This is a genomic window from Burkholderia sp. Bp8984, assembly GCF_003853755.1.
Lineage (GTDB): Bacteria > Pseudomonadota > Gammaproteobacteria > Burkholderiales > Burkholderiaceae > Burkholderia.
In genome coordinates, this window is record NZ_QTQN01000012.1 from 21,866 (window position 1) to 45,984 (window position 24,119).

The 24,119-nt window shown below is 68.8% G+C and carries 23 protein-coding genes; 10 read left to right on the forward strand and 13 right to left on the reverse strand.

Going from position 1 to position 24,119, the window contains the following annotated elements; translation table 11 throughout:
• Positions 1–4 precede the first annotated feature (4 nt).
• Together DID98_RS14560 and DID98_RS14565 are read left to right on the forward strand one after the other, a co-directional pair.
• A complete protein-coding gene (locus DID98_RS14560) occupies positions 5–1,414 on the forward strand; it encodes an efflux RND transporter periplasmic adaptor subunit (protein ID WP_124570944.1) in 1,410 nt (469 codons plus the stop codon).
• Between the two features lie 31 nt (positions 1,415–1,445).
• Positions 1,446–2,975 (forward strand): efflux transporter outer membrane subunit, encoded by a 1,530-nt coding sequence (locus DID98_RS14565; protein ID WP_124570945.1) that lies wholly within the window; start codon positions 1,446–1,448, stop codon positions 2,973–2,975.
• On the opposite strand, the gene DID98_RS14570 is transcribed toward DID98_RS14565, so the two are convergent.
• Positions 2,953–4,413 (reverse strand): heavy metal sensor histidine kinase, encoded by a 1,461-nt coding sequence (locus DID98_RS14570; RefSeq protein ID WP_124570946.1) that lies wholly within the window; start codon positions 4,411–4,413, stop codon positions 2,953–2,955. The genes DID98_RS14565 and DID98_RS14570 overlap by 23 nt on opposite strands.
• Positions 4,410–5,087, reverse strand: coding sequence for a heavy metal response regulator transcription factor (locus DID98_RS14575; RefSeq protein WP_027786146.1), 678 nt, complete (start codon positions 5,085–5,087; stop codon positions 4,410–4,412). Before DID98_RS14575 ends, DID98_RS14570 begins: the two co-directional genes overlap by 4 nt.
• 354 nt (positions 5,088–5,441) lie before the next feature.
• On the opposite strand from DID98_RS14575, the gene DID98_RS14580 reads away from it, so the two are divergent.
• The 4 genes from DID98_RS14580 to DID98_RS14595 are packed head-to-tail and all read left to right on the forward strand — an operon-like array spanning position 5,442 to position 8,610.
• On the forward strand, positions 5,442–6,284 hold the full coding sequence (locus DID98_RS14580) for a transporter substrate-binding domain-containing protein (protein WP_044844255.1): 843 nt from the start codon (positions 5,442–5,444) through the stop codon (positions 6,282–6,284).
• A complete protein-coding gene (locus tag DID98_RS14585) occupies positions 6,281–7,015 on the forward strand; it encodes an amino acid ABC transporter permease (protein ID WP_124570947.1) in 735 nt (244 codons plus the stop codon). The genes DID98_RS14580 and DID98_RS14585 overlap by 4 nt, the downstream gene beginning before the upstream one ends.
• On the forward strand, positions 7,005–7,784 hold the full coding sequence (locus DID98_RS14590; RefSeq protein ID WP_124570948.1) for an amino acid ABC transporter permease: 780 nt from the start codon (positions 7,005–7,007) through the stop codon (positions 7,782–7,784). Before DID98_RS14585 ends, DID98_RS14590 begins: the two co-directional genes overlap by 11 nt.
• On the forward strand, positions 7,771–8,610 hold the full coding sequence (locus DID98_RS14595; RefSeq protein ID WP_124570949.1) for an amino acid ABC transporter ATP-binding protein: 840 nt from the start codon (positions 7,771–7,773) through the stop codon (positions 8,608–8,610). The genes DID98_RS14590 and DID98_RS14595 overlap by 14 nt, the downstream gene beginning before the upstream one ends.
• Position 8,611: 1 nt before the next feature.
• On the opposite strand, the gene DID98_RS14600 is transcribed toward DID98_RS14595, so the two are convergent.
• Both DID98_RS14600 and DID98_RS14605 read right to left on the reverse strand, forming a co-directional pair.
• Complete coding sequence (locus DID98_RS14600; RefSeq protein WP_124487263.1) at positions 8,612–9,943, reverse strand: LLM class flavin-dependent oxidoreductase; 1,332 nt, start codon at positions 9,941–9,943, stop codon at positions 8,612–8,614.
• Positions 9,940–11,307 (reverse strand): MmgE/PrpD family protein, encoded by a 1,368-nt coding sequence (locus DID98_RS14605; RefSeq protein WP_124570950.1) that lies wholly within the window; start codon positions 11,305–11,307, stop codon positions 9,940–9,942. Before DID98_RS14605 ends, DID98_RS14600 begins: the two co-directional genes overlap by 4 nt.
• Before the next feature lie 363 nt (positions 11,308–11,670).
• Here DID98_RS14605 and DID98_RS14610 point away from each other — a divergent pair, with 363 nt between their 5' ends.
• Both DID98_RS14610 and DID98_RS14615 read left to right on the forward strand, forming a co-directional pair.
• Positions 11,671–11,877: a type II toxin-antitoxin system VapB family antitoxin gene (locus DID98_RS14610; protein ID WP_044844336.1), complete on the forward strand. Its 207-nt coding sequence runs from the start codon at positions 11,671–11,673 to the stop codon at positions 11,875–11,877.
• On the forward strand, positions 11,874–12,257 hold the full coding sequence (locus DID98_RS14615) for a type II toxin-antitoxin system VapC family toxin (RefSeq protein ID WP_124519855.1): 384 nt from the start codon (positions 11,874–11,876) through the stop codon (positions 12,255–12,257). The genes DID98_RS14610 and DID98_RS14615 overlap by 4 nt, the downstream gene beginning before the upstream one ends.
• A gap of 49 nt (positions 12,258–12,306) precedes the next feature.
• Here the strand turns inward: DID98_RS14615 and DID98_RS14620 are convergent, their stop codons facing one another.
• Entirely contained in the window at positions 12,307–12,483 is a 177-nt protein-coding gene (locus DID98_RS14620; protein WP_124519856.1) for a CsbD family protein, read from the reverse strand.
• Between the two features lie 235 nt (positions 12,484–12,718).
• Here DID98_RS14620 and DID98_RS14625 point away from each other — a divergent pair, with 235 nt between their 5' ends.
• Both DID98_RS14625 and DID98_RS14630 read left to right on the forward strand, forming a co-directional pair.
• Entirely contained in the window at positions 12,719–12,865 is a 147-nt protein-coding gene (locus tag DID98_RS14625) for a DUF3096 domain-containing protein (protein ID WP_082088472.1), read from the forward strand.
• Between the two features lie 689 nt (positions 12,866–13,554).
• Positions 13,555–13,854, forward strand: coding sequence for a hypothetical protein (locus DID98_RS14630; RefSeq protein WP_044844263.1), 300 nt, complete (start codon positions 13,555–13,557; stop codon positions 13,852–13,854).
• Between the two features lie 320 nt (positions 13,855–14,174).
• Here DID98_RS14630 and DID98_RS14635 read toward each other — a convergent pair whose 3' ends face one another.
• The 8 genes from DID98_RS14635 to DID98_RS14670 all read right to left on the reverse strand — a co-directional run bounded on the left by DID98_RS14635 (position 14,175) and on the right by DID98_RS14670 (position 24,106).
• Positions 14,175–15,338 carry a M20 aminoacylase family protein gene (locus DID98_RS14635; RefSeq protein ID WP_409362338.1) on the reverse strand — a complete coding sequence of 388 codons (1,164 nt, stop codon included), beginning with the start codon at positions 15,336–15,338 and terminating at the stop codon, positions 14,175–14,177.
• Between the two features lie 93 nt (positions 15,339–15,431).
• On the reverse strand, positions 15,432–16,901 hold the full coding sequence (locus tag DID98_RS14640) for an aldehyde dehydrogenase family protein (protein ID WP_124570951.1): 1,470 nt from the start codon (positions 16,899–16,901) through the stop codon (positions 15,432–15,434).
• 86 nt (positions 16,902–16,987) lie between these two features.
• Positions 16,988–18,313: an FAD-binding oxidoreductase gene (locus DID98_RS14645; protein WP_124487269.1), complete on the reverse strand. Its 1,326-nt coding sequence runs from the start codon at positions 18,311–18,313 to the stop codon at positions 16,988–16,990.
• Between the two features lie 2 nt (positions 18,314–18,315).
• Entirely contained in the window at positions 18,316–19,050 is a 735-nt protein-coding gene (locus tag DID98_RS14650) for a cupin domain-containing protein (protein WP_124519858.1), read from the reverse strand.
• 116 nt (positions 19,051–19,166) lie between these two features.
• A complete protein-coding gene (locus DID98_RS14655; RefSeq protein ID WP_124570952.1) occupies positions 19,167–19,619 on the reverse strand; it encodes a helix-turn-helix domain-containing protein in 453 nt (150 codons plus the stop codon).
• A 165-nt stretch (positions 19,620–19,784) separates the two neighbouring features.
• Positions 19,785–21,119, reverse strand: coding sequence for an FAD-binding oxidoreductase (locus tag DID98_RS14660; protein WP_185640852.1), 1,335 nt, complete (start codon positions 21,117–21,119; stop codon positions 19,785–19,787).
• Positions 21,120–21,272: 153 nt separating this feature from the next.
• Complete coding sequence (locus DID98_RS14665; RefSeq protein ID WP_124570953.1) at positions 21,273–23,147, reverse strand: ABC transporter ATP-binding protein; 1,875 nt, start codon at positions 23,145–23,147, stop codon at positions 21,273–21,275.
• Positions 23,147–24,106, reverse strand: a complete 960-nt coding sequence (locus DID98_RS14670) for an ABC transporter permease (RefSeq protein WP_124519861.1) — start codon at positions 24,104–24,106, stop codon at positions 23,147–23,149. Before DID98_RS14670 ends, DID98_RS14665 begins: the two co-directional genes overlap by 1 nt.
• Positions 24,107–24,119 lie beyond the last annotated feature (13 nt).

Below are 24,119 nucleotides of genomic sequence, written 5' to 3' on the forward strand. Positions count from 1 at the left end.
CATCATGAACGACTCGATCGAACCCGTCGCCCCGCCGCCCGCCGCCGAGGCGGCCACAGCAGCCACCGCCGTGACGTCCGCCGCGCGCGGCGCCGCGCCCGACACCCCGCCGGCCCGCCGCGGCCGCAAGCTGGCCGTGCCCGTCGCGGCCGTCGCGCTGGCCGCCGCGCTGCTCGCGCTCGGCATCGTGCCGCGTATCGATGCACGCGCCGCGCAGCGTGCACAGGTTGCCGCGCAACAGGCGCTGCCGGTGTCGGTCATCGTGCCCGGCACGGCGCCGGCCGACCAGACGCTGACGTTGCCCGGTTCGGTGGCGCCCTATGCGGACGCATCGATCTACGCGCGCACGAGTGGCTACATCGCGCACTGGAGCGTCGATCTCGGCACGCACGTGAAGGCCGGCCAGACGCTCGCGCAGATCTCGGCGCCCGATCTCGACGCGCAGTTGCGCCAGGCGCGCGCCGACGAAGCGAGCGCGCAGGCGAACTACGACTACGCGAAATCGACCGCGCAGCGCTGGCAGGACATGCTGAAAACGCAGTCGGTCTCGCAGCAGGACACCGACACGAAGGTCGCGGACATGAACGCGAAGCGCGCGATGCTCGCGTCCGCGCAGGCGAACGTCGCGCACCTTGCCGAACTCGTGTCGTACGAGTCCGTCACCGCGCCGTTCGACGGCGTGATCACCGCGCGCGGCGTCGACGTCGGCACGCTGGTCACCGCGGGCGGCACGCCGGGCAGCCCGGGCCTGTCCGGGGAACTGTTCCATCTCGAACAGACGGACACGCTGCGCGTGTTCGTCGACGTGCCGCAGGACAGCGCGACCGGCGTATCGACCGGCACCTCCGTCTACCTGACGACGCAGCAGTATCCGGGGCGACGCTTTGCCGCGCGTGTCGCGCGCACCGCGGGCGCGATCGATCCCGTCACGCGCACGCTGCGCGTCGAGATCGACGTCGACAACCGCGACGGCGCGCTGATGCCCGGTGCGTATGCGCAGGCGCATCTCGTCGTGCCGAGCGCGGCGCCGGCGCTCGACCTGCCGGTCAGTGCGCTGTTGTTCCGCCCGAACGGCGTGACGGTCGCCACCGTCGGTACGAACGGGCGAACCGTGCTGAAGACCGTGCAGATCGGGCGCGATTTCGGCACGCGCGTGGAGATCGTCGCGGGGCTCGCGGCGACGGATCGCGTGATCGACAACCCGGGCGATGCGATCACGGCCGGCGAAGCCGTGAAGATCGTGTCGACCGTGCGCGCCGCGGCTCCGGTGGCCGCTTCGTCCCCTTCGTCCCCTTCATCCGCGCAGGTCGCGCAAACAGGGGTGGCGGCCATTGCCCGCGACGTGCCGCCGCTGCGCGCGGCCGGCACCGCGCCGGCCGCGTCGACGCCCGCTCCGGCGCCCGCCCGCGGCTGACCCATCGATGACGACTCACGAGATACCTGCCATGCGCCTTCCTCACCCGCTCCCGTTCGCCCGCCACGCCGTCGCGCTCGGCGCCGTCGCGGCATTGGCCACGTTGACCGCGTGCTCGACGTTGCCACCCTATTCACCGCCCGCCGTCGCGGTCCCCGCGCACTACGCGGGCGCACCGGCCGCGCAGGCCGGCTGGCACGTCGCGATGCCGGCCGATGCGGCCGCGCGCGGTGCGTGGTGGACCGTGTTCGGCGACGCCGACCTGAACGCGCTCGAAGCGCGCGTCGACGTGTCGAACCAGACAGTGAAAAAAGCCGTCGCCGATCTGCAACAGGCACGCGCGATGGTCGACTACCAGCACGCCGGGTTTCTGCCGACGATCACGGCGGGCGCCGCGCAGAGCCGCGCGCGCGTGTCGCAGAACCGGCTCGGCTCGTCGCTCGCCGGCAAGACGACGCCCGACTATCAGGCCGGCGTCGCCGCGAGCTGGGAACCCGACGTGTTCGGCCGCGTGCGCGACGCGGTGACGGGCGCGCAGGCGAACGCCGCGGCGAGCACGGCCGACCTGCAGGCCGTGAAGCTGTCGGTCACGGCGGAACTCGCAACCGATTATTTCGCGCTGCGCTCGCTCGACACGCAGAAGCAGTTGCTCGATGACACGGTGCGTGCATACGCGAACGCGCTGACGCTGCTCAGGCAGCAGCTCGCGGCCGGTGCGATCGATGCGTCGGCGGTCGCGCAAGCCGAGACGCAACTCGAATCGACGCGCACGCAGGACACCGACATCGACGCGTCGCGTGCGCAGTTGCAGCACGCAATCGCGACGCTCGTCGGCGAAAGCGCGTCGACGTTCGCGCTGCCGCCGCGCGTGCAGGCGTTCCGTGTGCCGGCCATTCCGGCCGGCGTGCCGTCGGAACTGCTCGAACGGCGACCCGACGTCGCGGCGGCCGAGCGCCGTGTGGCGGCCGCGAACGCGCAGATCGGCGAGGCGCGCGCCGCGTTCTTTCCCGATCTCGTGCTGTCGGCGAGCGCAGGGCTCGAGAGTTCGTTCTTCGCGCCGTGGCTCGCCGCGCCGAGCCTGTTCTGGTCGCTCGGCCCGCAACTCGCTGGCACGCTGTTCGACGGCGGTCGCCGCAGCGCGTCGCTGCGCGGCGCGCATGCGCAGTACGACGGCGCGGTCGCAGATTACCGGCAGACCGTACTCGTCGCGTTCCAGCAGGTCGAGGATCAGTTGTCGACGCTCGATGCGCTCGCGTCCGAAGCCGGCAGCCAGCAGCGCGCGACCGACGCGGCCGACCTGTCGCTGCGGCTGACGACGAATCGCTTCAACGCCGGCGCCGTCAGCTATCTGGACGTGGTGACCGCGCAGACGATCGCACTGACGAACCAGCGCACGGCCGATCAGATCGACGCGCGCCGGATGGAGGCCGCGGTCGGGTTGCTGAAGGCGCTGGGTGGCGGCTGGCAAGCGAGCACGGATGAGGAATCGAACACCGGCACGCACGAACGCCCGGTCGCCGCGTTACCCGACTCCGCGGTCACGCAGCCGACGGCCGGTTGAACGTGAGCACGAAGCGCGTGCCGCGCGCGTCGCTTTCGACCTGCGCGGTGCCGCCATGCAGCTCCATCACCGAGCGCACGATCGCGAGGCCGAGCCCGGCCGTGCCGCCCGGCGCCCCGCCGCTGCGGGCGGGATCGCCGCGCACGAACCGGTCGAAGATCCGCGGCAGCAGCGCGGAATCGATCGGCTCGCCCGGATTCGCGACGACGACGCGCACCGCGTCGGCGGCGTCATCGACACTCAGCGTAATGACGCCGCCGGCGGGCGTGTAACGCAGCGCGTTCGCGAGCAGGTTGCCGACGGCGCGACGAAACAGCTCGACGTCGGCGGTCAGTTGCCCCCGCCCTTCGACGCGCAACGTCGAGCCCGCTTCGTCCGCGAGCCCCTCGAAATACTCCGCGATGCGCTCGAGTTCGTCGTGCACGTCGAACGCGCGCTGTCGCGTGACGAAGCTCGGATGCTCGGCGCGCGCGAGAAACAGCACGTTCTCGATCATCCGCGCGAGACGATCGTATTCCTCGAGATTCGATTCGAGCAGTGCCTGATACTCGTCGGCCGCACGCGGCCGCGCGAGCGCGACTTCAGTGGCGCCGCGCATGTTGTTCAACGGCGTGCGCAGGTCGTGCGCGAGATCGGCGCTGAATTGCGACAGGTGCGCGAATGCCTGCTGCAGGCGGCCGAGCATCGCGTTCTGCGCATCGACGAGCGCGCGCAGCTCGCTCGGTGCACGCGACGCGTCGAGCCGCGTGTCGAGCTTGTCGACGGTGATCCGGCCGGTGTTGTCGACGATCTCGCGCAGCGGCGCGAGCGCCGTGCGGATCAGCCAGTAGCCGAGCAGCAGCGCGAACAGCGCGCCGAGCCCGCCGGCGATCTCGAGCCGGTCGCGGTAGCCGTCGAGCAGGTCGGCGCGGTCGTGCATGTTGCGCGCGATCGCGATGCGGATCGGCGTGCGGTCGCCGAGCGCGGCCTCGATCACGACGCCACGCATCGGCGTGCCGTTGTCGGCCGTCCACGTGACGAGCCGCTCGGCCGTGATCCGCTCGTCCGCCGGAACCGGCGCCGCATGCGGCGCGAACAGCTGTGCGTCGGCCACCGGAACCGACGCGGCGGCAGGCGCATCGTCGAGCGCGGCGAGCCGCACGTTGTGGCGCACGAGCACGTCGCCGCGCGCATCGACGGCGGCCATCGACAGCGCCTCGTTGCCGAGCACCTGGCTCGTCAAGCGCTCGGCATGCGTGCGGACTGCATCGAGCGACTCGAGCTCGCCCGCGAGCCGGCGCGTGTGGCGCGCGGCCAGCACGATGTCGAGGTCGTCCTGCGTGTTCACCTGCCGTTCGAGGCCCGCATACACGTATGCGCCGACCAGCGCGAACGCGGCGAGCGTGGTCGCGGCGAACGCGAGCGCGAGCGTCGCGGCAAGCGAGCGTGGCCGCGTCATGCGTCGTCCTTCGGTTCGAGCACGTAGCCGACGCCGCGCACGGTATGGATCAGCTTGACCGGAAACGCGTCGTCGATCTTCGCGCGCAGGCGCCGGATCGCGACCTCGACGACGTTGGTGTCGCTGTCGAAATTCATGTCCCATACGTACGATGCGATCTGCGTGCGGCTCAGCACCTCGCCCTGCCGGCGCGCGAGCAGCTGCAGCAGCGAGAATTCGCGCGGCGTGAGGTCGATGCGCGTGGCGCCGCGCTTCACGCGGCGGCGCACCACGTCGATTTCCAGATCGCCGACCGCCAGATGTTCGGTCTCGCGCGGCGGCCCGCGACGCGCGAGCGTGCGGATGCGGGCAAGCAGCTCGACGAACGCGAACGGCTTCACGAGGTAGTCGTCGGCGCCGAGTTCGAGGCCGTGCACGCGATCCTGCACGTCGTCGCGCGCGGTCAGGAACAGCACCGGCGTCGTATGCGTGTCGCGCAGCCGCTTGAGCACGCCCCAGCCGTCGAGCACGGGCAGCATCACGTCGAGCACGATCACGTCGTAACGCTCTTCCTGCGCGAGCGTCAGCCCTTCGCCGCCGTCCTTCGCGAGATCGACGCTGAAGCCCGATTCCTCGAGCCCCTTCTTCAGGTATGCGCCCGTCTTCGGTTCGTCTTCGACTATCAGGATACGCATGGCCGGCTCCGTCGCTTTCGTGATGACATCCGGCGATGTTACCGGCAAACGGCGACAAGGGATCGCTGCGTGCGGGCGCAAGCGCCTTTGATTACAAAACGGTAATCGGGCGGTCAGCGTAGCGTGCGGTTGCGAAGCCGTGCACGGCGGAGTCGGTAACCTGCATAAACCCTCCGCCACATCGCCATTCCAGCCGCTAGAGCGTCGCCTTCCTCTGCGTAAATCTAAGGACCAGATAACGGTATGAGAATTTCTTGGTTCTTGGATGCGTTCCACATCCCGAAAATACCAGCTCCCGACAACCGGGCGCGCGATGCGCCGCCCCGCGTCGCTCAAACAACGTTCCTCTTTCCCATGTTCAGCAGATCGTTTCGCACTACGTCGGGCCACGCGCTGTGCGTCGCCGCCCTCCTTTCCGTTTTTTCCGGCGTCGCCCGCGCGGACAGCACGCTCGATCGCATCCATCAACGTCACACGATCACGATCGGCGTGATCCTGTCGGGCCCGCCGTTCGGCTCGCTCGATCCCGCGACGCAAAAGCCGGTCGGCTTCAACGTCGATCTGGCGAACGACGTCGCGAAACGACTCGGTGTCGACGTCGAGCTGACACCGGTTCAGCCGTCGAACCGCGTGCAGTTCCTGCAGCAGGGCAAGGTCGACGCGCTGATCGCCAACATGGAGCTGACGACGGAGCGCGCGGAGATACTGTCGTATGCGCCGACGCCGTTCGAATCCATCGGCGGCGCGCTGATCGCGCGCAAGGACAGCGGTATCAAGTCCTGGGCCGACTTGCGCGGCAAGCCGGTCTGCGTGTCGCAAGGCAGCAACTACACGAAGCCGCTCGCGACGGAATACGGCGCGCAGGTGAAGGCCTTCCGCGGCCAGCCGGAATCGCTGCTCGCACTTCGCGGCAACAACTGCGTGGCCGCCGTGCACGTCGCGCCGACGTTGCGCATGCTCGTCGCGCGCAACCCCGACTGGAAGGACTACACGACGCCGCTGTCGACCGACCTGATTCCGTCGCCGGCGGTGATCTGGGTCCGCAAGGGCGAGACCGACACGCAGGGCGCGCTCGACCGGATCGTTCAGGATTGGCACCGCAGCGGCTGGCTGCTCGACGTCGAGCGCAAGAACGGCATGACGCCGTCGCAAGCCGTGCTCGACCTGCACGCGAAGCTCAAGGCGCAGCGCACATGACGGTGGCCGCCGCCGTCGATGCGCTCCGCAAGCTCGGCCTCGATTACAGCTTCGTGCTCGCCCCGGACGAACGCGCGTCGTTCGTGCACGGGATGGGCGTGACGCTCGAACTGTCGATCGCGACCGTGGTCGGCAGCCTCGCCTGCGGCGTCGTGCTCGCCGCGCTGCTGGTGTCGCCGCGCGGGGCGCTCGCGCGCCCCGCGCGCGCATTCGTCGAGGTCACCCGCAACACGCCGACGCTCGTGCAATTGTTCTGTGCATTCCTCGTCGTCAACATGCTGATCAGCGCCGCACTGCGCAATCTGGGCGGCAATCCGCTGACGCCGTTCATCTGGAGCGTCATCGTGATCTCGCTGCACAAGGGCGCGTTCCATGCGGAAGCGCTGCGCGCCGGCCTCGAAGCGGTACCGCGCGCAACGCTCGAGGCCGCGCAGTCGCTCGGCTACAGCCGCCGCCAGCGGCTCTGGCACGTGCAGCTGCCGCTCGCGATACGCTTCGCGCTGCCCGCGCTCGTCAACAACCTGGTCGACCTCGTGAAGATGACGACGGTCGCCTCGGCGATCGCCGTCGGCGACGTCACCTATGCGTCGATCATGATCTGGACGCAACGCGACAATGTGCTCGAGTTGATGATCCTGATCCTGCTCTTCTTCGGCGCGCTCACGTTCACGGTCAACCTCGCGGGACGTTGGCTGGAACACCGCCTGAGGATACCCGGCTATGGCCATTGACATGCACGCGCAGCCCGCGCGCCTCGTGCGATGGCGCGCCGTCGCGGCAACCGTGGCCGCGCTGGCCGTCGTCGCGCTGGCCGTCGCGGGCCGCCGTCACCCGACCCTCGTCGCGCTCGCCACATGGCTGCCGGCGCTCGGCAAGGCGATGCTGGTCAACATCGGCATCAGCGCGATCGCGATCGGCACGCTCGCCGGCCTCGTACTCGGCCCGCTGACGCTGTCGCGGCTCGGCATCGCGCGCGTGCTGGCGCGCGCGTACGTGCAGTTGTTCCGCAACGCGCCGCTGCTCGTGCTGATCTATTTTTCGACCTACGTGTTCCCGTTCGAAATCAGGTTCGGCCATGCGTCGCTGCCGTTTCCGGACTGGTTCAAGGTAACGCTCGGCCTCGCGCTGCCCGCGAGCGCGAATTTCGCGGAAATCTTCCGCGGCGCGATCCAGTCGATTCCGCACGCGCAGTGGGACGCCGCACGCTCGCTCGCGTTCAGCCGCGCGCAAGTGTTCCGCTGGATCATCCTGCCGCAATGCGTACGCCGCATGCTGCCGCCGTGGATGAACCTGTATGCGAGCATCGCGATGGCCACCGCGCTCGCGTCGCTGGTCGGCGTGCACGACCTGCTCGACACCGCACAGGTCGCGAGCAACACCGTCGCGCGAGCCGACTTCACCGTCGTCGTCTATTTCACGGTACTCGGCCTGTTTTTCGCGTACTGCTACCCGATCGCCCGTTTCACCCGCCTTCTCGAAAGACGTCATGCATTCCACTGAAACTCCGCGCGGCGCGGACGAGCCGCTCGTCCGCCTGCGCGACGTGCACCTGTCCTACGGCACGACGCCCGTGCTGCGCGGCATCGATCTCGACGTGCACCGCGGCCAGGCCGTGTCCATCATCGGCCCGTCCGGCTCCGGCAAATCGACGATCCTGCGTTGCATCACCGGGCTGTTGCGGCCGCAGCGCGGCCTGATCGAGGTCGATGGCACGCGCGTCGACCTGCTCGCATCGGAGCGCGACGAAATCGCACTGCGCAAGCGGGTCGGCTTCGTGTTCCAGCAATACAACCTGTTTCCGCACCTGAGCGTGCTCGACAACCTCGTCGTCGCCCCGGTCCGGATTCTCGGCCGCGATCGCAACGATGCGGTGCGCACCGCACACGCGCTGCTCGAACGCGTGCGTCTCGCGGACAAGGCGCACGCCTACCCCGGCGAGCTGTCGGGCGGCCAGCAGCAGCGCGTCGCGATCGCCCGCGCGCTCGCGATGCAGCCCGACCTGATCCTGTTCGACGAAGTGACGTCCGCGCTCGATCCGGAAACCGTCGGCGACGTGCTGTCGGTGATTCGCGATCTCGTGCGCGACGGCATGACCTGCGTGCTCGTCACGCACGAGATGCGCTTCGCCGAGGAAATCAGCGACGTCGTCTATTTCACCGAGGCGGGCGTGATCGTCGAGCACGGGTCGGCCACGCAGCTGTTCCGCGCGCCGCAAAGCCCGCGCACGCGGGCCTTCCTCGCGCATGCGCTCGGCCCGGCCGGCAGCCCGCACGCAAGCCGCGACAGCGCGCCGGTCGCACTCGACCTGACGCGCTTCGCGGTCTGACTCAACGCGCTGCGTAGCGGCTCGGCGGGCGCGCGAGCCCGAGATGGTCGCGCAGCGTCGTGCCCTCGTATTCGGTGCGGAACAGGCCGCGCCGTTGCAGTTCCGGCACGACATGCGCGACGAAATCGTCGAGTCCGCCCGGGAAATACGGCGGCATGATGTTGAAGCCGTCCGCGGCGCCGCCGTCGAACCATTCCTCGAGCGCGTCGGCGACCTGCGTCGGCGTGCCCCACACGATCCGGTGCCCGCGCGCGCCGGCGACGAGATAGTAGAGTTCGCGCAGCGTGAGGTTCTCGCGGCGCGCGAGATCGGTGAGCAGCTTCGCGCGGCTCTTCAGCTGATCGGATTCGGGCAGGTCGGGCAGCGGGCCGTCGAGCGGATACTTCGACACGTCGTGGCCGAGACGGTCGGACAGCAGCGTCAGCGCGCCCGACGTATCCGTCCATTGCTGGAGCTGCGCATACTTGTCCTTGGCCTCCTGCTCGGTGCGGCCGATCACCGGAAATACGCCCGGCATCACGGCAAGCGCGTCCTCGGCACGGCCGTATGCCGCGAGCCGCCCCTTCAGGTCGCGATAGAAGGCCTGCGCTTCCTCGAGCGTCTGCTGCGCGGTGAACACGACTTCCGCGGTGCGCGCGGCAAGCTCCTGGCCGGGGCCCGACGAGCCGGCCTGAATCACGACCGGATGGCCCTGCGGCGGGCGCGACGCGTTGAGCGGCCCCTTCACGTTGAAGAAGCGCCCGGCGTGATCGAGCGTGTGCACCTTCGCCGGGTCGAAATACACGCCGCGCGCCTTGTCCCTGACGAGCGCGTCGTCGTCCCAGCTGTCCCACAGCCCCTTCACGACATCGACGAATTCGCCGGCCATCTCGTAGCGCTGCGCGTGATCCGGATGATTGCCGCGCGTGAAATTCGCGGCGGTGCGGTCATACGAAGTCGTCACGACGTTCCATGCCGCGCGGCCGCCGCTCAGGTGGTCGAGCGATGCGAACACGCGCGCGATATGGTAAGGCTCGCTGTACGTCGTGGACGCGGTCGCCGCAAGGCCGATGTGCCGCGTATGCATCGCGAGCGCCGACAGCAGGCTCAGCGGCTCGAAGCGCATCGCCATCGACGGATGCGCGTCGGGGCCGCTCGTCAAGCCGTCGGCCAGGAAGACCATGTCGAACTTCGCGCGCTCGGCGGTCTGCACGACGCGGCGCAGCAGATCGAAGTTCTCGCTGCCGGATTCGGCATCGGGATGGCGCCAGCCGGCGACGTGGTGTCCTGCGCCCTGGAGGAACAACCCGAGGCGCATCTGGCGGCGGGAAGGTGTGCTGCGTTCGGTGCTCATGATTGAAGCGACGTAAAGGTGTGGAAAAGTCGGGCAAGATCGGCCGTGCTTCGCATCGTATCGATCAGTTCCGGGACGAACGCGAGTGCGGGATCGTGGGCGGTCGCGTCCGCGAACTTCGCGGCAAGGTCGTCGGCACCGACGAGGCGTTCGGTGCGTTGCCGCAGCGTGTCGCCGTTGCGCAGCGCAATCTCGACGACCGAGAAGCGCGTCGCGGGATCGGTCGACGCGCGCGGCGCCGCGGCATCGTGGCGCCGCGTCACGCGTGCGGCGAGCGCGATCAGGTCGTCGCGCACGGGCACGTCGGCGAACGTCGCGACGCCGGGCGGCCCGTCCGTCAGTGCGGCGGCCACCGCGTATTCCACGCTGAAGCGCGCTTCGAGGCCGGTGGCCGGCAGTCGGTCCGACAGCGGCGTGTCGCCGCCCGGCGGGAACGTGATCACGATGCCCTCGATGTCCGCCGGCGCGATGCGGTGGCGCTCGCGCAGATCGAGCGCGGCCTGCACGGCGTAATGGGTTGCCGTGCAGCACGGCCACGGCTTGAAGTACAGGCCGGGCGACACGATCTGCCACGGCGCGCCCCAGTCGGCCAGCACGCGCGCCGGCTGCGACGCGCCGCCGCCGAACACGGCGAAGAATCCTTCCGGGCCGTCGAGTGCGCCCGGTGCGCCGGTCAATCCGGCCTCGGCGAGCGCCACGGCGAACAGCCCGGCGCGCGCGGCAAGGCCCGCGTGCAACGGCTTGATCTCGCTGCCGAACTGCAGGCGCAGCCCGGCCGATTGCGTCGCGGCGATGCCGAGCGCGTTTTCGGTGGCCGCCGCATCGAGCCCGACCAGACGCGCCGCGGCGGCGGCCGCGCCGAGCGTGCCGAGCGTCGCGGTGTTGTGGAAACCGAGTTCGTAGTGGCGGCTGCCGAGCGCGAGACCGACCCGCGCCATCGTCTCGACGCCGACGACGTAGGCGTCGAGCAGTTCGAGCGCGCTGCGTGCGCGCACCTGCGCGAGCGCGAGCAACGCCGGCAGCAGCACGGTGCCGGGATGGCCGCGCACGCTGCTGTGCACGTCGTCGTAATCGAGCGCATGGCCTGCATAGCCGTTGAGCAGCGCGGCATGTTGCGGCGACGCCGGTATCGCGCTGCCGATCACCGCTGCGGCGCCGGCCGAATCCCGACCGCACGCCGCCAGCAGCTTGCGGTAACCGTTGTCGCGAGCGCCGGCGAACGCGGCGGCAAGGAAGTCGAGCAGGCCGCGCCGCGCGGCAGCGATGGCGGGCGGATTGCGCGCGGGCTCGGCGCACGCGATCGCTGCGGCCAGCCGGCGCGTGACGTCGCCGGCCGTGCCGTCGGGATTCAAGTGGGGAGACATGTCAGCCGTTGGAAAGTCGCGAAATGCCGCAACGGGCGGCGCAACCGGGAACCTTCCGGTTCCTGCTCGCATGGGAGCGTTGGATACTAGCGAAGCATCCTTGCGTGCCCAACCAAGTATTCGAGCTTTCGATATCGCGTATTCAGCGTTGCTTGAACGGAGGTCGGTGAGTTCGCTCCCATGAGCGGTTCCCGGTAAACACTGCCGTCGTGTGAGCGAGTTTTCGGCGGACTGACCCGGGCCCGGGCCCACAAAACTGCCGCGGTTGAAAGTGAAAAATTCTGGCATGGCGTTTTTATCAACGACTGGACCGCTGCCGAATTGATGCTAGAATTGATGCATAAAGGCATCAAAGGATGCATCATGCGTACTACTGTTACCGTCGACGACGCGCTCTATGCGCGCGCACTCGAACTCGCCGAGCCGGGCACGTCGCCGGCCGACCTGTTCCGGGCTGCACTCGAAACGTTCGTGCGTGTCCAGGCTGGACAACGCCTAGCCGCGCTTGGCGGTCGCGCCCCGGACATGCCGGATGTGCCACGCCGTAACCCGGAGGCGGCTACCCGATGAGCGTTCTGATCGACACATCGGTCTGGGTCGAGCATTTCCGGCGACCGCTACCAGCGCTTGTCCAGCTGCTGCGTGTCGATGACGTCTTGACGCATCCATTGGTGATACTCGAGCTGACGTGCGGGACGCCCCCCGAACCGCGGGCCCGAACGCTGGGAGATCTCGCGTTATTGCGCCAAACGCGGCTCGCGACGCCAGCCGAAGTAGCGGACTGGATCGAGCGGGAACGGCTGTATGGGCGCGGATGCGGCGCAGTGGATTGCACGCTGCTGGCGTCGGTGCTGTTGACCCCGAGCACGTGGCTCTGGACGCGCGATCGGCGGCTCGCCCAACTGGCGGAGCAATTCGGGGTTCATTACTTACCGCCTGACCTGCATTGAGCGAAGCCAGTGCCTATGGCTTCCAGTTCGATGTCTCCCACGTCAGGCTCTATTGCCGCTTCTTGAGTCGCTCCTTCGCATCGCCGAATGATGCCTGTGTCTTGCCGACGATCTGTTCGGCCTTGCCCGTCAATCTGTCCGTTGGATTTCCCACGACCTTGCCAACCAGCTCCTTCAGTTTGCCCTTTGCTTCCCTGAGGCGGCCCTTTACCTGATCTTTGTTCATGAGTTGCTCCTTGAAACTGACGGATGCGGGAACTGCGAATGCCCGTCCGGCACGCTGAGCGAATCGCGATGGAAACGTCGGTGCAGGCACGGCGCTTGCGTCGGCTGAAGCGTTCGCGCTTGTGGCCAGCGAGTTGACGGTCGAAGGCCGGACGCTCGCCAGGCTCGCGCGTCGGAAGCGGGTGGCGGAGGCAAGGCAGGCTGTGGCCACTCGTTGCCAATCTTGCGGAGGAAGCATGAATATCGTCACTAGCGCCGGCCCGCTGGTTTCGCTGATCGCCGGCATTCTCATCCTCGTGGTACCGCGCCTGCTGAATTACATCGTTGCGCTCTACCTGATCATCATCGGGCTGCTCGGTCTGTTCGGCGGACGTATCCATTGAATTGACATGAGCACGAGATAGCCGGTTACGGACGCGCATCAGTCCATCGTGACGCCATGCTTGCGTTCACGGCGGCGGACACCGCCAGCGCAATGAGCAACACCTATGCCGTCTGCATATGGATGAGTGAGCGGGAGAACGACGACCTCGCGCGTCCTTCCTCGATGCTATGATTCGCCGCCTCTGCGCCGGCGGCCTGGTGCGGAGAACCGTGATGCCGACAAGTGCGCACGTCTTCTCGCAAGGCCGCGCAGGGGCCGGCCCTTCGGATCGAAGCGAATTCGACCCGACATCGGCATGGCAGGAACGGGGGATTTTCACGCCCCTCGATCGCAAATTCGATTCCCCGTGGTCAGACTTTTCCCCGTTTCCCTCCATTTCGTTTCAATCCGATGTAAGTGTTCCTTTGTCGGATCGCAACCGAAATGACGAGTGCGCCGTATACCTTGTCCGCGTGTGCGTACGCTTCGCATCATCATGCTCTGCACTCCTTCCCCTTAAGCGTCGCACTGTGCCTCGAAGCGATTGCATGTCAAATCCGCAGCGACGATGACGTCGTGCGTGCGGCCACCGGATCGGTGCTGGCTACGAAGCAACGCGGGGGCGTGGTTGAAATGGCAACGAAGCGCCGCCGCTCCGTATGGGAACGAAACGTGCGCGTTCTCGGGTATTGAATGGAGGACAGCGCTATGAAGCCCATGACCATTGCAAACCGCCGAATTCTGGCGACACTCGTGGCAGGCGGCGCGCTCGTCGCGGCCGGCACGGCCTTCGCGCAAACCTACGTCGTACCGCCACCGAGGTACGAGGAGCCCGCCCCGGCGCCGGGTGTGTCGGTCACGATTGGCATGCACGGCGACCGCTACTGGGACGGCCATCGTTACTGGGAGCACGAGGCGTGGATGCATCGTCATCCACGTGAACGTGATCCGTGGCGCGAACACGAGCACGAGCATGAACACATGCACGAACACGAGTATCGTGAATAGTGAAGACGGGCCACCGGAAACTGCGGAGACCTCCCCGGCTTGACACGCTCGTTGCTTGCGCACGGACTTGCCTGATCGCTTCGGACCATTTCAGTCCTGGTTCGTGCGCACGGCGATTCGCCGTCCACCGCGTTCGCTGAACGACCTGCCGAAGGTCGAGCAACCGGCGCGCGCGGTCGGCATGCACGAAAGCGCCTGTCTCGCGCGTTTCGCGGGCAACCTCGGACCGACGATATTCGAGTCTCCGCGGTACGAGCGCCTGCGAATCGCGCGGTTTCAGCCGGATTGGATCCGACGTCGCCCGCCGTTGCGGCACGCACTCACGACGATCGCGTGAAGTAACGCTGTGCCAGGGCGACCCAGTAGCGAACGCCAGCCGGAATGATGTCGTCGTTGAAATCGTACGTCGGGTGATGCAGCGCCGGCGCGGCCGCTCCCGCCGGCGCATTGCCGATCAGCACGTACGCGCCCGGGCGCTCCTCCAGCATGAAGCCGAAGTCTTCGGACGTCATGTTCGGCGGCACGTCGGGGTGAAGGCGTTCGTCGCCGAACGTGTCGCGAATCACCGCTTCGCAGAGTGCGGTCTCGGCCGGCGTGTTGACCGTCGCCGGATAGTACTGAAAGAACTCGATGTCGACGTGCGCACCATAAGCCGCGGCCAGCCCTTCGCACACGAGCCGGACGTCGCGCTGCAACTGTTGCTGCAGTGCCGACGACAGCGTGCGGATCGTCCCGCGCAACTCGGCGCTGTCCGGAATGACGTTGTCCGTCGTGCCCGCATGGAACATGCAGACGGAAATGACGGCTGGGTCCACCGGATCCTTGTGCCGCGCTGCAATGGTCTGACACTGCAGCACCATCGAACAGGCGAGCGGCACGGGGTCGATGCCCAGGTGCGGCTGCGCCGCATGCGCGCCCTTGCCCGTCACCGTGATCCTGAAGCGGCATCCGGCCGCCATGATGGCGCCGGTGCGCAACCCGAACTGCCCGGCCGGCAAACCGGGCCAGTTGTGCATGCCGAACACGGCTTCCGTCGGACATTGCTCGAACAGCCCGTCGTCGATCATCTTGCGCGCGCCCGCGCCGCCCTCTTCCCCGGGCTGAAACACGAAATGCACGGTGCCCGGCAACTGCGGCAGGTCTTTCAGGATGCGCGCGGCGCCGAGCAGCATGACGGTATGCCCGTCATGCCCGCACGCATGCATGACGCCTTGCGCGCCCGATGCGTGCGCGAAGTCGTTGGCCTCCTGGATCGGCAACGCATCCAGGTCCGCGCGGAGCACGATTCCGCGGCCCGGGTCCGCACCCGGCAGGCTCGCGACGACGCCCGTGCCGCCCAGCCCGCGCGACACCGCATAGCCGAGATCTTCAAGCTCGCGGGCGACGACGTCGGCCGTCCTGTATTCCTCGAACCGCAACTCGGGATGCGCATGCAGGTCGCGACGCAAGGTCGCCCAGTGTGCGCAATGGGCTTTCAGGGACATCTCGGGGAGGTCGGGGTTATCCAATGTCGGCACCTTCGGAAAGTAGACGGCTTCCATTCTGTACTGCGGCCGCGCTCGCGCGCTGCGGCTGCGTCAATCGCCAAAACCCACGATCGACTTGACCTCCATGTACTCCTCCATCCCTTCGATCCCGTACTCGCGGCCGTTGCCCGACTGCTTGTACCCGCCGAACGGCGCCTGAGGATCCCATGCCGGGTAGTTCAGATGGACCTGACCCGAGCGCAGGCGCGCGGCCACCGCGCGCACGCGTTCCTTGTCGGTGCCCTGCACATGTGCGCCGAGCCCATAGACCGTGTCGTTCGCGATGGCGACGGCCTCGTCGACGGTATCGTAAGGCAGGATCGCGAGGACCGGACCGAAGATCTCCTGCTGCGCGATCGTCATGTCGGTGTGGACGTCGGAAAACACGGTTGGCTGCGCATAAAAGCCGCGGTCGAATCCCGCCGGCCGCCCGGGGCCGCCGGCGATCAGTTTCGCCCGTTCGTCGAGGCCCGCGTCGATCATCTGCGCGACCCGGCCGAACTGCGCGCGATTGGCCAGCGGACCATGCGTCGTCGTGTCGGCGAACGGATCGCCGACGACCAGCTGCTGCGTTGCCGCGACGGCCAGCGCCTCGACGCGGCCCAGCACGCTGCGCGGCACGATCATCCGGGTCGGCGCGCTGCACGACTGGCCCATGTTGCGGAACGCGGCGGCGACGCCCGGCGCGATGGCGCGCGACAGGTCCGCATCGGGCAATACGATGTTCGGCGACTTGCCGCCAAGTTCCTGCGCGACGCGCTTGACGGTCGGCGCCGCGGCCTGCGCGACCAGCACGCCGGCACGCGTCGAGCCGGTGATCGATACCATGTCGACCTCCGGGTGCGACGCGAGCGCCGCGCCCACTTCGGTTCCGCTGCCGCTCACCAGGTTGAACACGCCGGCGGGCACGCCCGCATCGGCGATCACTTCGGCAAACAGCAACGCGCTGAGCGGCGACAGCTCGCTGGGTTTCAACACCACCGTGCAGCCTGCCGCGAGCGCCGGGCCGACCTTCGCCGTGATTTGATAGATCGGCCAGTTCCACGGTGTGATCAGCGCGCAGACGCCGATCGGCTCGCGCACGATCGCGGTCGTCCCGCGCAGTGTTTGGAACGGATAACTGGCCAGATTGTCGCGCGCGACCCGGATATGTTCGGCCGCGAGCGGCACATGGGCGCCGCGCGCGTAATTGATCGGCGCGCCCATTTCCATCGCGAGCGCGAGCGCGAACCGTTCGGCACGCTCCAGCATCAACGCGTGAACGCGGTCGAGCAGTGCGGCGCGTTGCTGCGGCGAAGTCGCGGCCCAGCGCTCGAAAGCGTTGCGCGCGGCCTGCACCGCGCGGTCGGCGTCGCGTGCATTGCCGAGCGGGATCTCGCACAGCGTGTCTTCGGTGGACGGGCTGACGACCGCGAACCGGTCGCCGCCGTCAGGCAAGACCCAGTCGCCGTCGATGAAGAAGCGCTCCAGCCTGCCGGCTTCCATCAGGTGACGAACCGGTGAATCGATGGGTGAATGCATTGCGGGGTGTCCTTGAATCGATACCATGCGCCGGCGAACGGCGGAAGCCCGGAGGCCGCCACCGTCGTCCGCGAGACGGCCTCACACTAGAAATCGGCAACCTTGCCCCAGGCGGAATCGGCGAACCGGCCCGGCTGATACGGTACCGGGTCCACGATCGGCGGCGCCCCGGTGGCGAGATCCGCGATCAGGTGACCGGCGCCGGGGCCGATGCCGAAACCGTGTCCGGAAAAGCCCGCCGCCAGGATCAATCCCGGCACGCCCGGCACTTCGCCGATACCCGGGACGCCGTCCGGCGTGCTGTCGACGTACCCGGCCCATGCGTGCGTGATCGTGGCTTCGCGCAGTTCGGGCAGCAGTTCGACGGCACGACGATAGGTTTCGGTGACGGTCGGCATGTCGGGCTTCGGATCGAGGATGCGCACCGCCTCCATCGGGGTCGGCGCATCGAGCCGCCACCGCTTGAGCGTTTCGTGGCCGCCGCGCATGCCCTCGAGGCCGCCCGGCAGCAGATTGCGCCAGCGCTTCGCGAACATCGGCACGAACTGCGGGGCGAACCGCAGGAACTGCGGCGTCACGTCCACGCGCGCGCGGCCGCTGATGGCGAGTGCGTAGCGTCCGTCGTCGCGGCGCGTGACGGACACGCCGGAGGTGTACAGCGCATCCGGCAAGCGCTGTTCGACGGGCGACACGCTCAGGATCGACTGACGGATCGACGCCTGCGGAAAGCGGATGCCGAGCTGGCGGCAGAACGACGACGCCCACGCGCCGCCGGCGAGCACGACCGTCTTCGTCCTGATGACGCCGGCCTCGGTGACCACGCCGCCGACGCGCCCGCCCTCGAGTTCGATCCCGCGCGCAGCACAGTGCTGGTGGACGCTGCCGCCCAGCTTCATCAGTGCTGCCGCCACGGCCGGCGCGGCCTTGCCCGGGTCGGCCGTGCCGTCGGTCGGCGAGAACACGCCGCCCTTCCACTGCCGGCCCGTCACGCGCCCGCGCTCGCCGGCCTGCTTGCTGTCGAGCATGTACGTCGTCACGCCCGCGGTCTTCGCGAAGTCGCCCCAGCTGGCCCAGCGGGACAGCTCGGCCTCGTCATTGCTCAGATACAGCAGCCCGCAGCGATGAAAGCCCGTGTCTTCGCCGGATTCGGCGGCGAATCGTTCCCACAGGTCGATGCTCTTGCTCGCCATCGGCAATTCGCGCGCGTCGCGGTTCTGCTGCCGGCACCAGCCCCAGTTGCGGCTCGACTGCTCGGCGCCGATGCGGCCCTTCTCGACCAGCGCGACCGACATGCCGCGCCGGGCGAGGTAGTACGCGGTAAAGACGCCGATGATGCCGCCGCCGATCACGACGACGTCGGCCGAGGCCGGCAGCGTGGGCGAGGTTTCGATAAGGCGCAGCGGAGGGGACATGGTCAGTCTCGTTCGGTAGATACGTGGACGTTCTGCACGACGTAGAATTTCGCCACGCGCTCGCTGCTTTCCCACCCGATCGACGCGCCGCGCGGCACGAACAGCGCGTCGCCGGCGCCGAGCGACAGCACGCTGCCGTCGGGCGCCGCGAACCGGACGCTGCCGGCCAGCAGGAGCATGAACTCGTTCACGCGATGCGGGCGAACGATCCGGTGATACGGCGTCGAATCCCACGTGCCCGCGCAGTACGCGGCGCCGTCGTCGACGAACACGTTGTCGCTGCGGCATTGCGGCGCGGGGCCGAGCAGGACCTCCGGCGGCAGCGTCGCGGACGGCTTGAAGTCGGCGTCGGCGCGCAGCGCGAACACGCCGCGCTTCGTCGGTGTCGCGCACGCGGCCGCGCAGAACGTGAACAGCACGCGCGATGCCGCGGTGACGCGCAGCGCCGTGCCGCCGCCGATCACGGCCCCTTCTCCCGGGCCCAGCACGAGCGGTGCGGCGCCGGCCGCTTCGAGCGTCAGCTCGCCTTCGATGATCGCGATGGTTTCGATGTGCGGAAAGCTCGCCACGTCGAGTTCGCCGGCGAAGGCGATACGTCCGGCGGCCATCGCGTCGGGCCCTTCCCAGGCGATCTCCCGATGGCGCGCGAACGGATCGTTCGCGCCGAACGCCTGCTGGCGAAACGCGGTTGACGAAGGTGCGCCGTCGGCACGGTGCAACACGAAAGCTGCGGTCATTTCTGCTCCTGTGCAGTGCGCGGCGGCCGGGTTGAAAACCGTCGCGCGATATCGGAAATGGTCGTTCGCCGGCGCGCTCGCCGGCCATCCGTCAGGCGTGCCCGTCGCCGTTGCGCCTACGCGGCGTGACACGACGCTGCGCGGCGCTCGGTGTGCGGGCGCATCGAAGACGGTCGCGCAGGCGTGCCCGGCCGCGCGACCACGTAATCGCGCGGCGTGATCCCGAGTACCCGCCGGAAATGCCGGCACAGGTGGCTCTGATCGAAGAAGCCGACCTCGGTCGCGACGACCGAAGGCGCGAGGCCGGCGCGCAGCAAGTCCTGCGCACGCCGCACGCGCACGAGGCACAGATACCGGTGCGGCGACAACCCGACTTCGCCGCGAAAGCGTGCGGTGAAACGCGACACGCTCAATCCGGCCACCGCCGCGAGCGTGTCGAGGTTCAGCGGCTGCTCGAACGACGCATCGATCGTGCGCAGCACGTCGCCGATCGCCGGCGATACGGGCTGCGGAACACGCGGTGCGCGAGGCGTCGCGCCTTCGTCCGCGTCGTGGAACGGAGTGACCATGCTCGCCGTCCTCATGCGGCCGCCTGCGCGTCAGCGCGCGGCGCGGCGCCGGGCGCGCCCGGCCCGGCCATCGTGTCCCCGCCGGTCCCGTCGCGGCGGCCGTTGCCGGCGGCGAGCGGGCAAACGAATCGTGCGGTCATATCCAATCCTCCGGGGGCAGTCGCTTCAGTGCAGGAAATCCTGGATCCGGTAATACGCGCCGACGATCGGCAGAAACCACGCGTGCCCGAAATGGCCGGGCATCGCCGGCCATTCGAGGTCGCGCCACGGATTCGACGCGGCGGCGCCGTACAGCACGTCGGCCATCACGCGGCCCATGTGCACCGACATCTGCACGCCGTGGCCGCTGTAGCCCATCGAGTAATAGAGCCCGTCGTGCTGGCCCGCGCGCGGCAGCCGGTCGGCGGTGATGTCCACCAGCCCGCCCCAGCAGTAATCGAGCCGCACCTTGGCCAGTTCCGGGAAATACCCGGCCATGCCGGCGCGCAGGATGTCGCCGCTTTTCGCGTCGGAGCGCGGGCTCGACATCGCGAAGCGCGCGCGGCCGCCGAACAGCAGCCGGTTGTCGGGCGTCACGCGGAAGTAATTGCCGATCTGGCGCGACGTCACGTAGGCGCGGCGCTGCGGGAACAGCCGGTTCAACTGTGCGTCGGGCAGCGGCTCGGTCACGACGATGAAGCTGCCGACCGGCGCGATGCGCCGCCGGAACCAGCCGAACGGGCCGTGCTGCGATGCGCCGGTCGCGACCAGCACGCGATCGGCGACGATCCTGCCGCGCGTGCAGGTGATCGCGTGGCGCTCGCCGTCGAGCCGCTCGAGCTGCGTGACGGCCGCATGCTCGTACACGCGTGCGCCGGCGCGCACGGCTGCCTGCGCAAGCCCGACGCCGAACTTGCCCATGTGCATCTGCGCGCCGTTGCGCTGCAGGAGTCCGCCGTAGAAACCGTCGGAAGCGACTTCGTCGCGAATCCGCGCTGGCTCGATCAGTTCGATGTCCGGATCGACATCGCGGCGCAACGCGTCGAAGGTCTTTTCGAGCCCCGCGAAATGCTGCGGCTTCGCGGCGAGCTTCAGCTTGCCCGCCCGCCGGAAATCGCAGTCGATCGCGTGCTCGACGACGATCGTCTCGACGCTCTTCACCGCGCTTTCGTACGCGCGATAGAACTGCTTCGCCGGCTCCGCGCCGATGCGCGCGGCCAGCGACGCGTAATCCTGTGCGACGCCCGTATTGCACTGGCCGCCGTTGCGGCCGGACGCTTCGCCCGCAACCTGCGCGGCTTCGAGCACGACCACCGATACGCCGCGCTGCGCGAGCGCCAGCGCCGCCGACAGGCCGGTGAAGCCGCCGCCGATCACGACCACGTCGGCGCGCCCTTCGACGGGCCCTTCGCAGCCGGCGCGAAACGCGGGGCGGGTATCCAGCCAGTACGATTCGAATTTCATCGGATTCTTCTCGAGCATGTCGGCGACGACGATCGGCGGCCGTTCATGGGAAATCATTTAATCACCATCAAAAACCGCAGTTGCCGCGTATTCGCGCGCGGCACGCGCACAAAGCGCCGTTTTGCGCGACCGCCGCAGCAGACTATGCGGTGCGCCGTTCGCCGCTTCACTTGCCACGTCGCGCGCGGCAAACTTCCGGCGTGTCGCGCGCTACAGCTGCACCGGCTGCTCGGGCGCGGCACCCTCCGGCGCCGGTTCCGCCTGGAAGCGCGCGAGGTCTTCCTCGCTGCGATGGCACAGCACCTGCGCGCCGTTGCCGAGCGTGCGCAGCGCCGGCGCCGTCCGGTTGCAGACGCCGTCCACGCGCATCGCGCAGCGCGACAGGAACGGACACAGCTCGGCCTCGTTCTCGCGCTCGCCGATCGGCACCAGCGGCCGGTGGCAACGCTCGGCCGCATCGTCGAGCCAGCCCGCGCGCAGCTCCGGCGCGGACGACACCAGCAGATGCGAATACGGGTGATAAGGCGGCGCGCACAGCGCGTCGCGGCTACCGGTTTCGACACGGCGGCCCGCGTACAGCACGACGATGTCGTCGCTGATCGCGCGCACCTTCGCGATGTCGTGCGTGATGAACACGTACGACACGCCGAGCTTCGCCTGCAGGTCGCGCAGCAGATCCATGATCGCGGCACCGACGACCGTATCGAGTGCCGACGTGACTTCGTCGCACAGGATCAGGTCGGGCTCGGCCGCGAGCGCGCGCGCGAGGTTCACGCGCTGCTTCTGCCCGCCGGACAGCTCGCCGGTACGCCGCGAGGCCACCGCGGGCGGCAGCCGCACGAGTTCGAGCAGCTCGGCGACGCGCTGCCGCGCACGCGCGCCCTTGATCCCGTGGTAAAACGCGAGCGGCCGCGCGAGCGTGCGCTCGACGGTATGCACCGGGTTGAGCGCGGTATCGGCGTTCTGGAACACGATCTGCACGCGGCGGTGCTGCTCCTTCGTGCGCTTGGCGATATCGAGCGCGAGCGGCTCGCCGTCGAGCAGAATCTTCCCGGCCGCCGCCGGGACCAGGCCCGCGATCACCTTGGCGAGCGTCGTCTTGCCCGAGCCCGATTCGCCGATCACGCCGACCGTCTGCCCGCGCCCGATGCGCAGGTCGACTTCGTGCAGGATCAGCTTCGCGGGCCAGCCCTTTGCCGTCCGGCCGCCGTAACCGGCGACCGCACCGCGCACGTCGAGCAGCGGCGCCGGTTCGGCCGGCGCCGGTTTCTCGTCGCGTTGCGCATCGTTCGGCGTGACGGCCGCGATCAGGCTCTGCGTGTACGGGTGCGCCGGCGCATGCAGGATCTGCTCGGTCGCGCCCGCTTCGCGGATCACGCCGTCGCTCAGCACGACGATCCGGTCGGCCATCTGCGCGACCACCGCCAGATCGTGCGACACGTACACCGCGCTCATCCCGCAGCGCCGGATCACGCTCTTGAACGCCTGCAGCACGTCGATCTGCGTGGTCACGTCGAGCGCGGTGGTCGGCTCGTCGAGGATCACGAGCTCCGGATCGGTGATCAGCGCCATCGCGGCCATCAGCCGCTGCAACTGGCCGCCCGACACCTGGTGCGGATAACGCTTGCCGATCGTCTCGGGCTCCGGCAGCGCGAGTGCGCGGAACAGTTCGACCGCCTTCGCCTGCGCGTCGCGCTTCGTCATCGTCTTGTGGATCAGCGCGCTCTCGATCACCTGGTCGAGAATCGTGCGCGACGGATTGAACGCGGCGGCCGCGCTCTGTGCGATGTACGCGACCTTCCGACCGCGCAGCGCGGTCAGGCCTTGCGCGGACAGCGTGCAGACGTCCGTGCCGCCGATCTTCACCGAGCCGCCGGCGATCCGGCAGCCGGTGCGCGCATGGCCCATCAGCGACAGCGCGATCGTCGTCTTGCCGGAGCCCGATTCGCCGATCAGCGCGAGCACCTCGCCGCGCCCGATCTCGAAGTCGACGCCGTGGACGATCGTCGTTTCCTCGCCGCCCGGCCGGCCGCCGACCACGCGCAGCCCGCGCACCTCGACGAGCGGAGTCGATTCATCTCGCATCAGTGTTCTCCCGCGGCCGCGGCCGCGCCCTTGCGGCGGCCGCGATGCGGCAGGCCGTCGATCAACAGGTTGACGCCCACCGTCAGGATCGCGATCGCGACCGCAGGCATGATCGCGACGGCCGAGCCGTCGCCGAGGCTCGCGATGTTCTCGCGCACGAGCGAGCCGAGGTCCGCGTACGGCGGCTGCACGCCGAGCCCGAGAAAGCTCAGGCCGCTCAGCAGCAGCACGACGAACGTGAAGCGCAGCCCGGTATCGGCGAGCATCGGATGGATCATGTTCGGCAGCATCTCGACGCACGCGATGTACAGCGCGCTCTCGCCGCGCGCCCGCGCCACCTGCACGAATTCGAGCGTGCTGATGTTGACCGCCAGCGCGCGCGCGATCCGGTACGAGCCCGGCATGTAGCTGACCGCGGCGGTGAGGACCAGCAGCGGCAGCGACGAGCCGAAGGCCGCGACGAACATCAGCGCGAACATCTTCGAAGGAATCGACGTGAGCGCATCGAGCAGCCGGCTCATCGTCTCGTCGACCGCGCGGCCCGACACGGTCGCGAGCAGCCCGAGCGTCGTGCCGGTCAGCGCGGCGAGCAGCACGGCCGCGAGCGCGAGCAGCACGGTCAGCCGCGTGCCGTACAGGATCCGGCTCAGCATGTCGCGGCCGAGGAAGTCGGCGCCGAACGGCAGCTTCGCGCTGAACGGCGCGAACACGTCCGGCGTGACGATCGCGCCGACGTCGTGCGGCGCGAGCAGCGGCGCGAACACCGCGATGAACAGCATCAGGCCGACCATCGACAGGCCGATGCGGCCGCCGGTCGTCAGTCTGATGCGCGCGGCGCGGCGCTTGCGCGGCTGGTCGGGGGACGGCGCGGCGGGCGGCGTCGCGCCTCCCGACGGCGAGCGCGGTTCGCCTGACGGCGGCAGCGCGGTGCTGCGATGAACGGGTTCGGTCGGGTGCATGGTCGGCATCTCG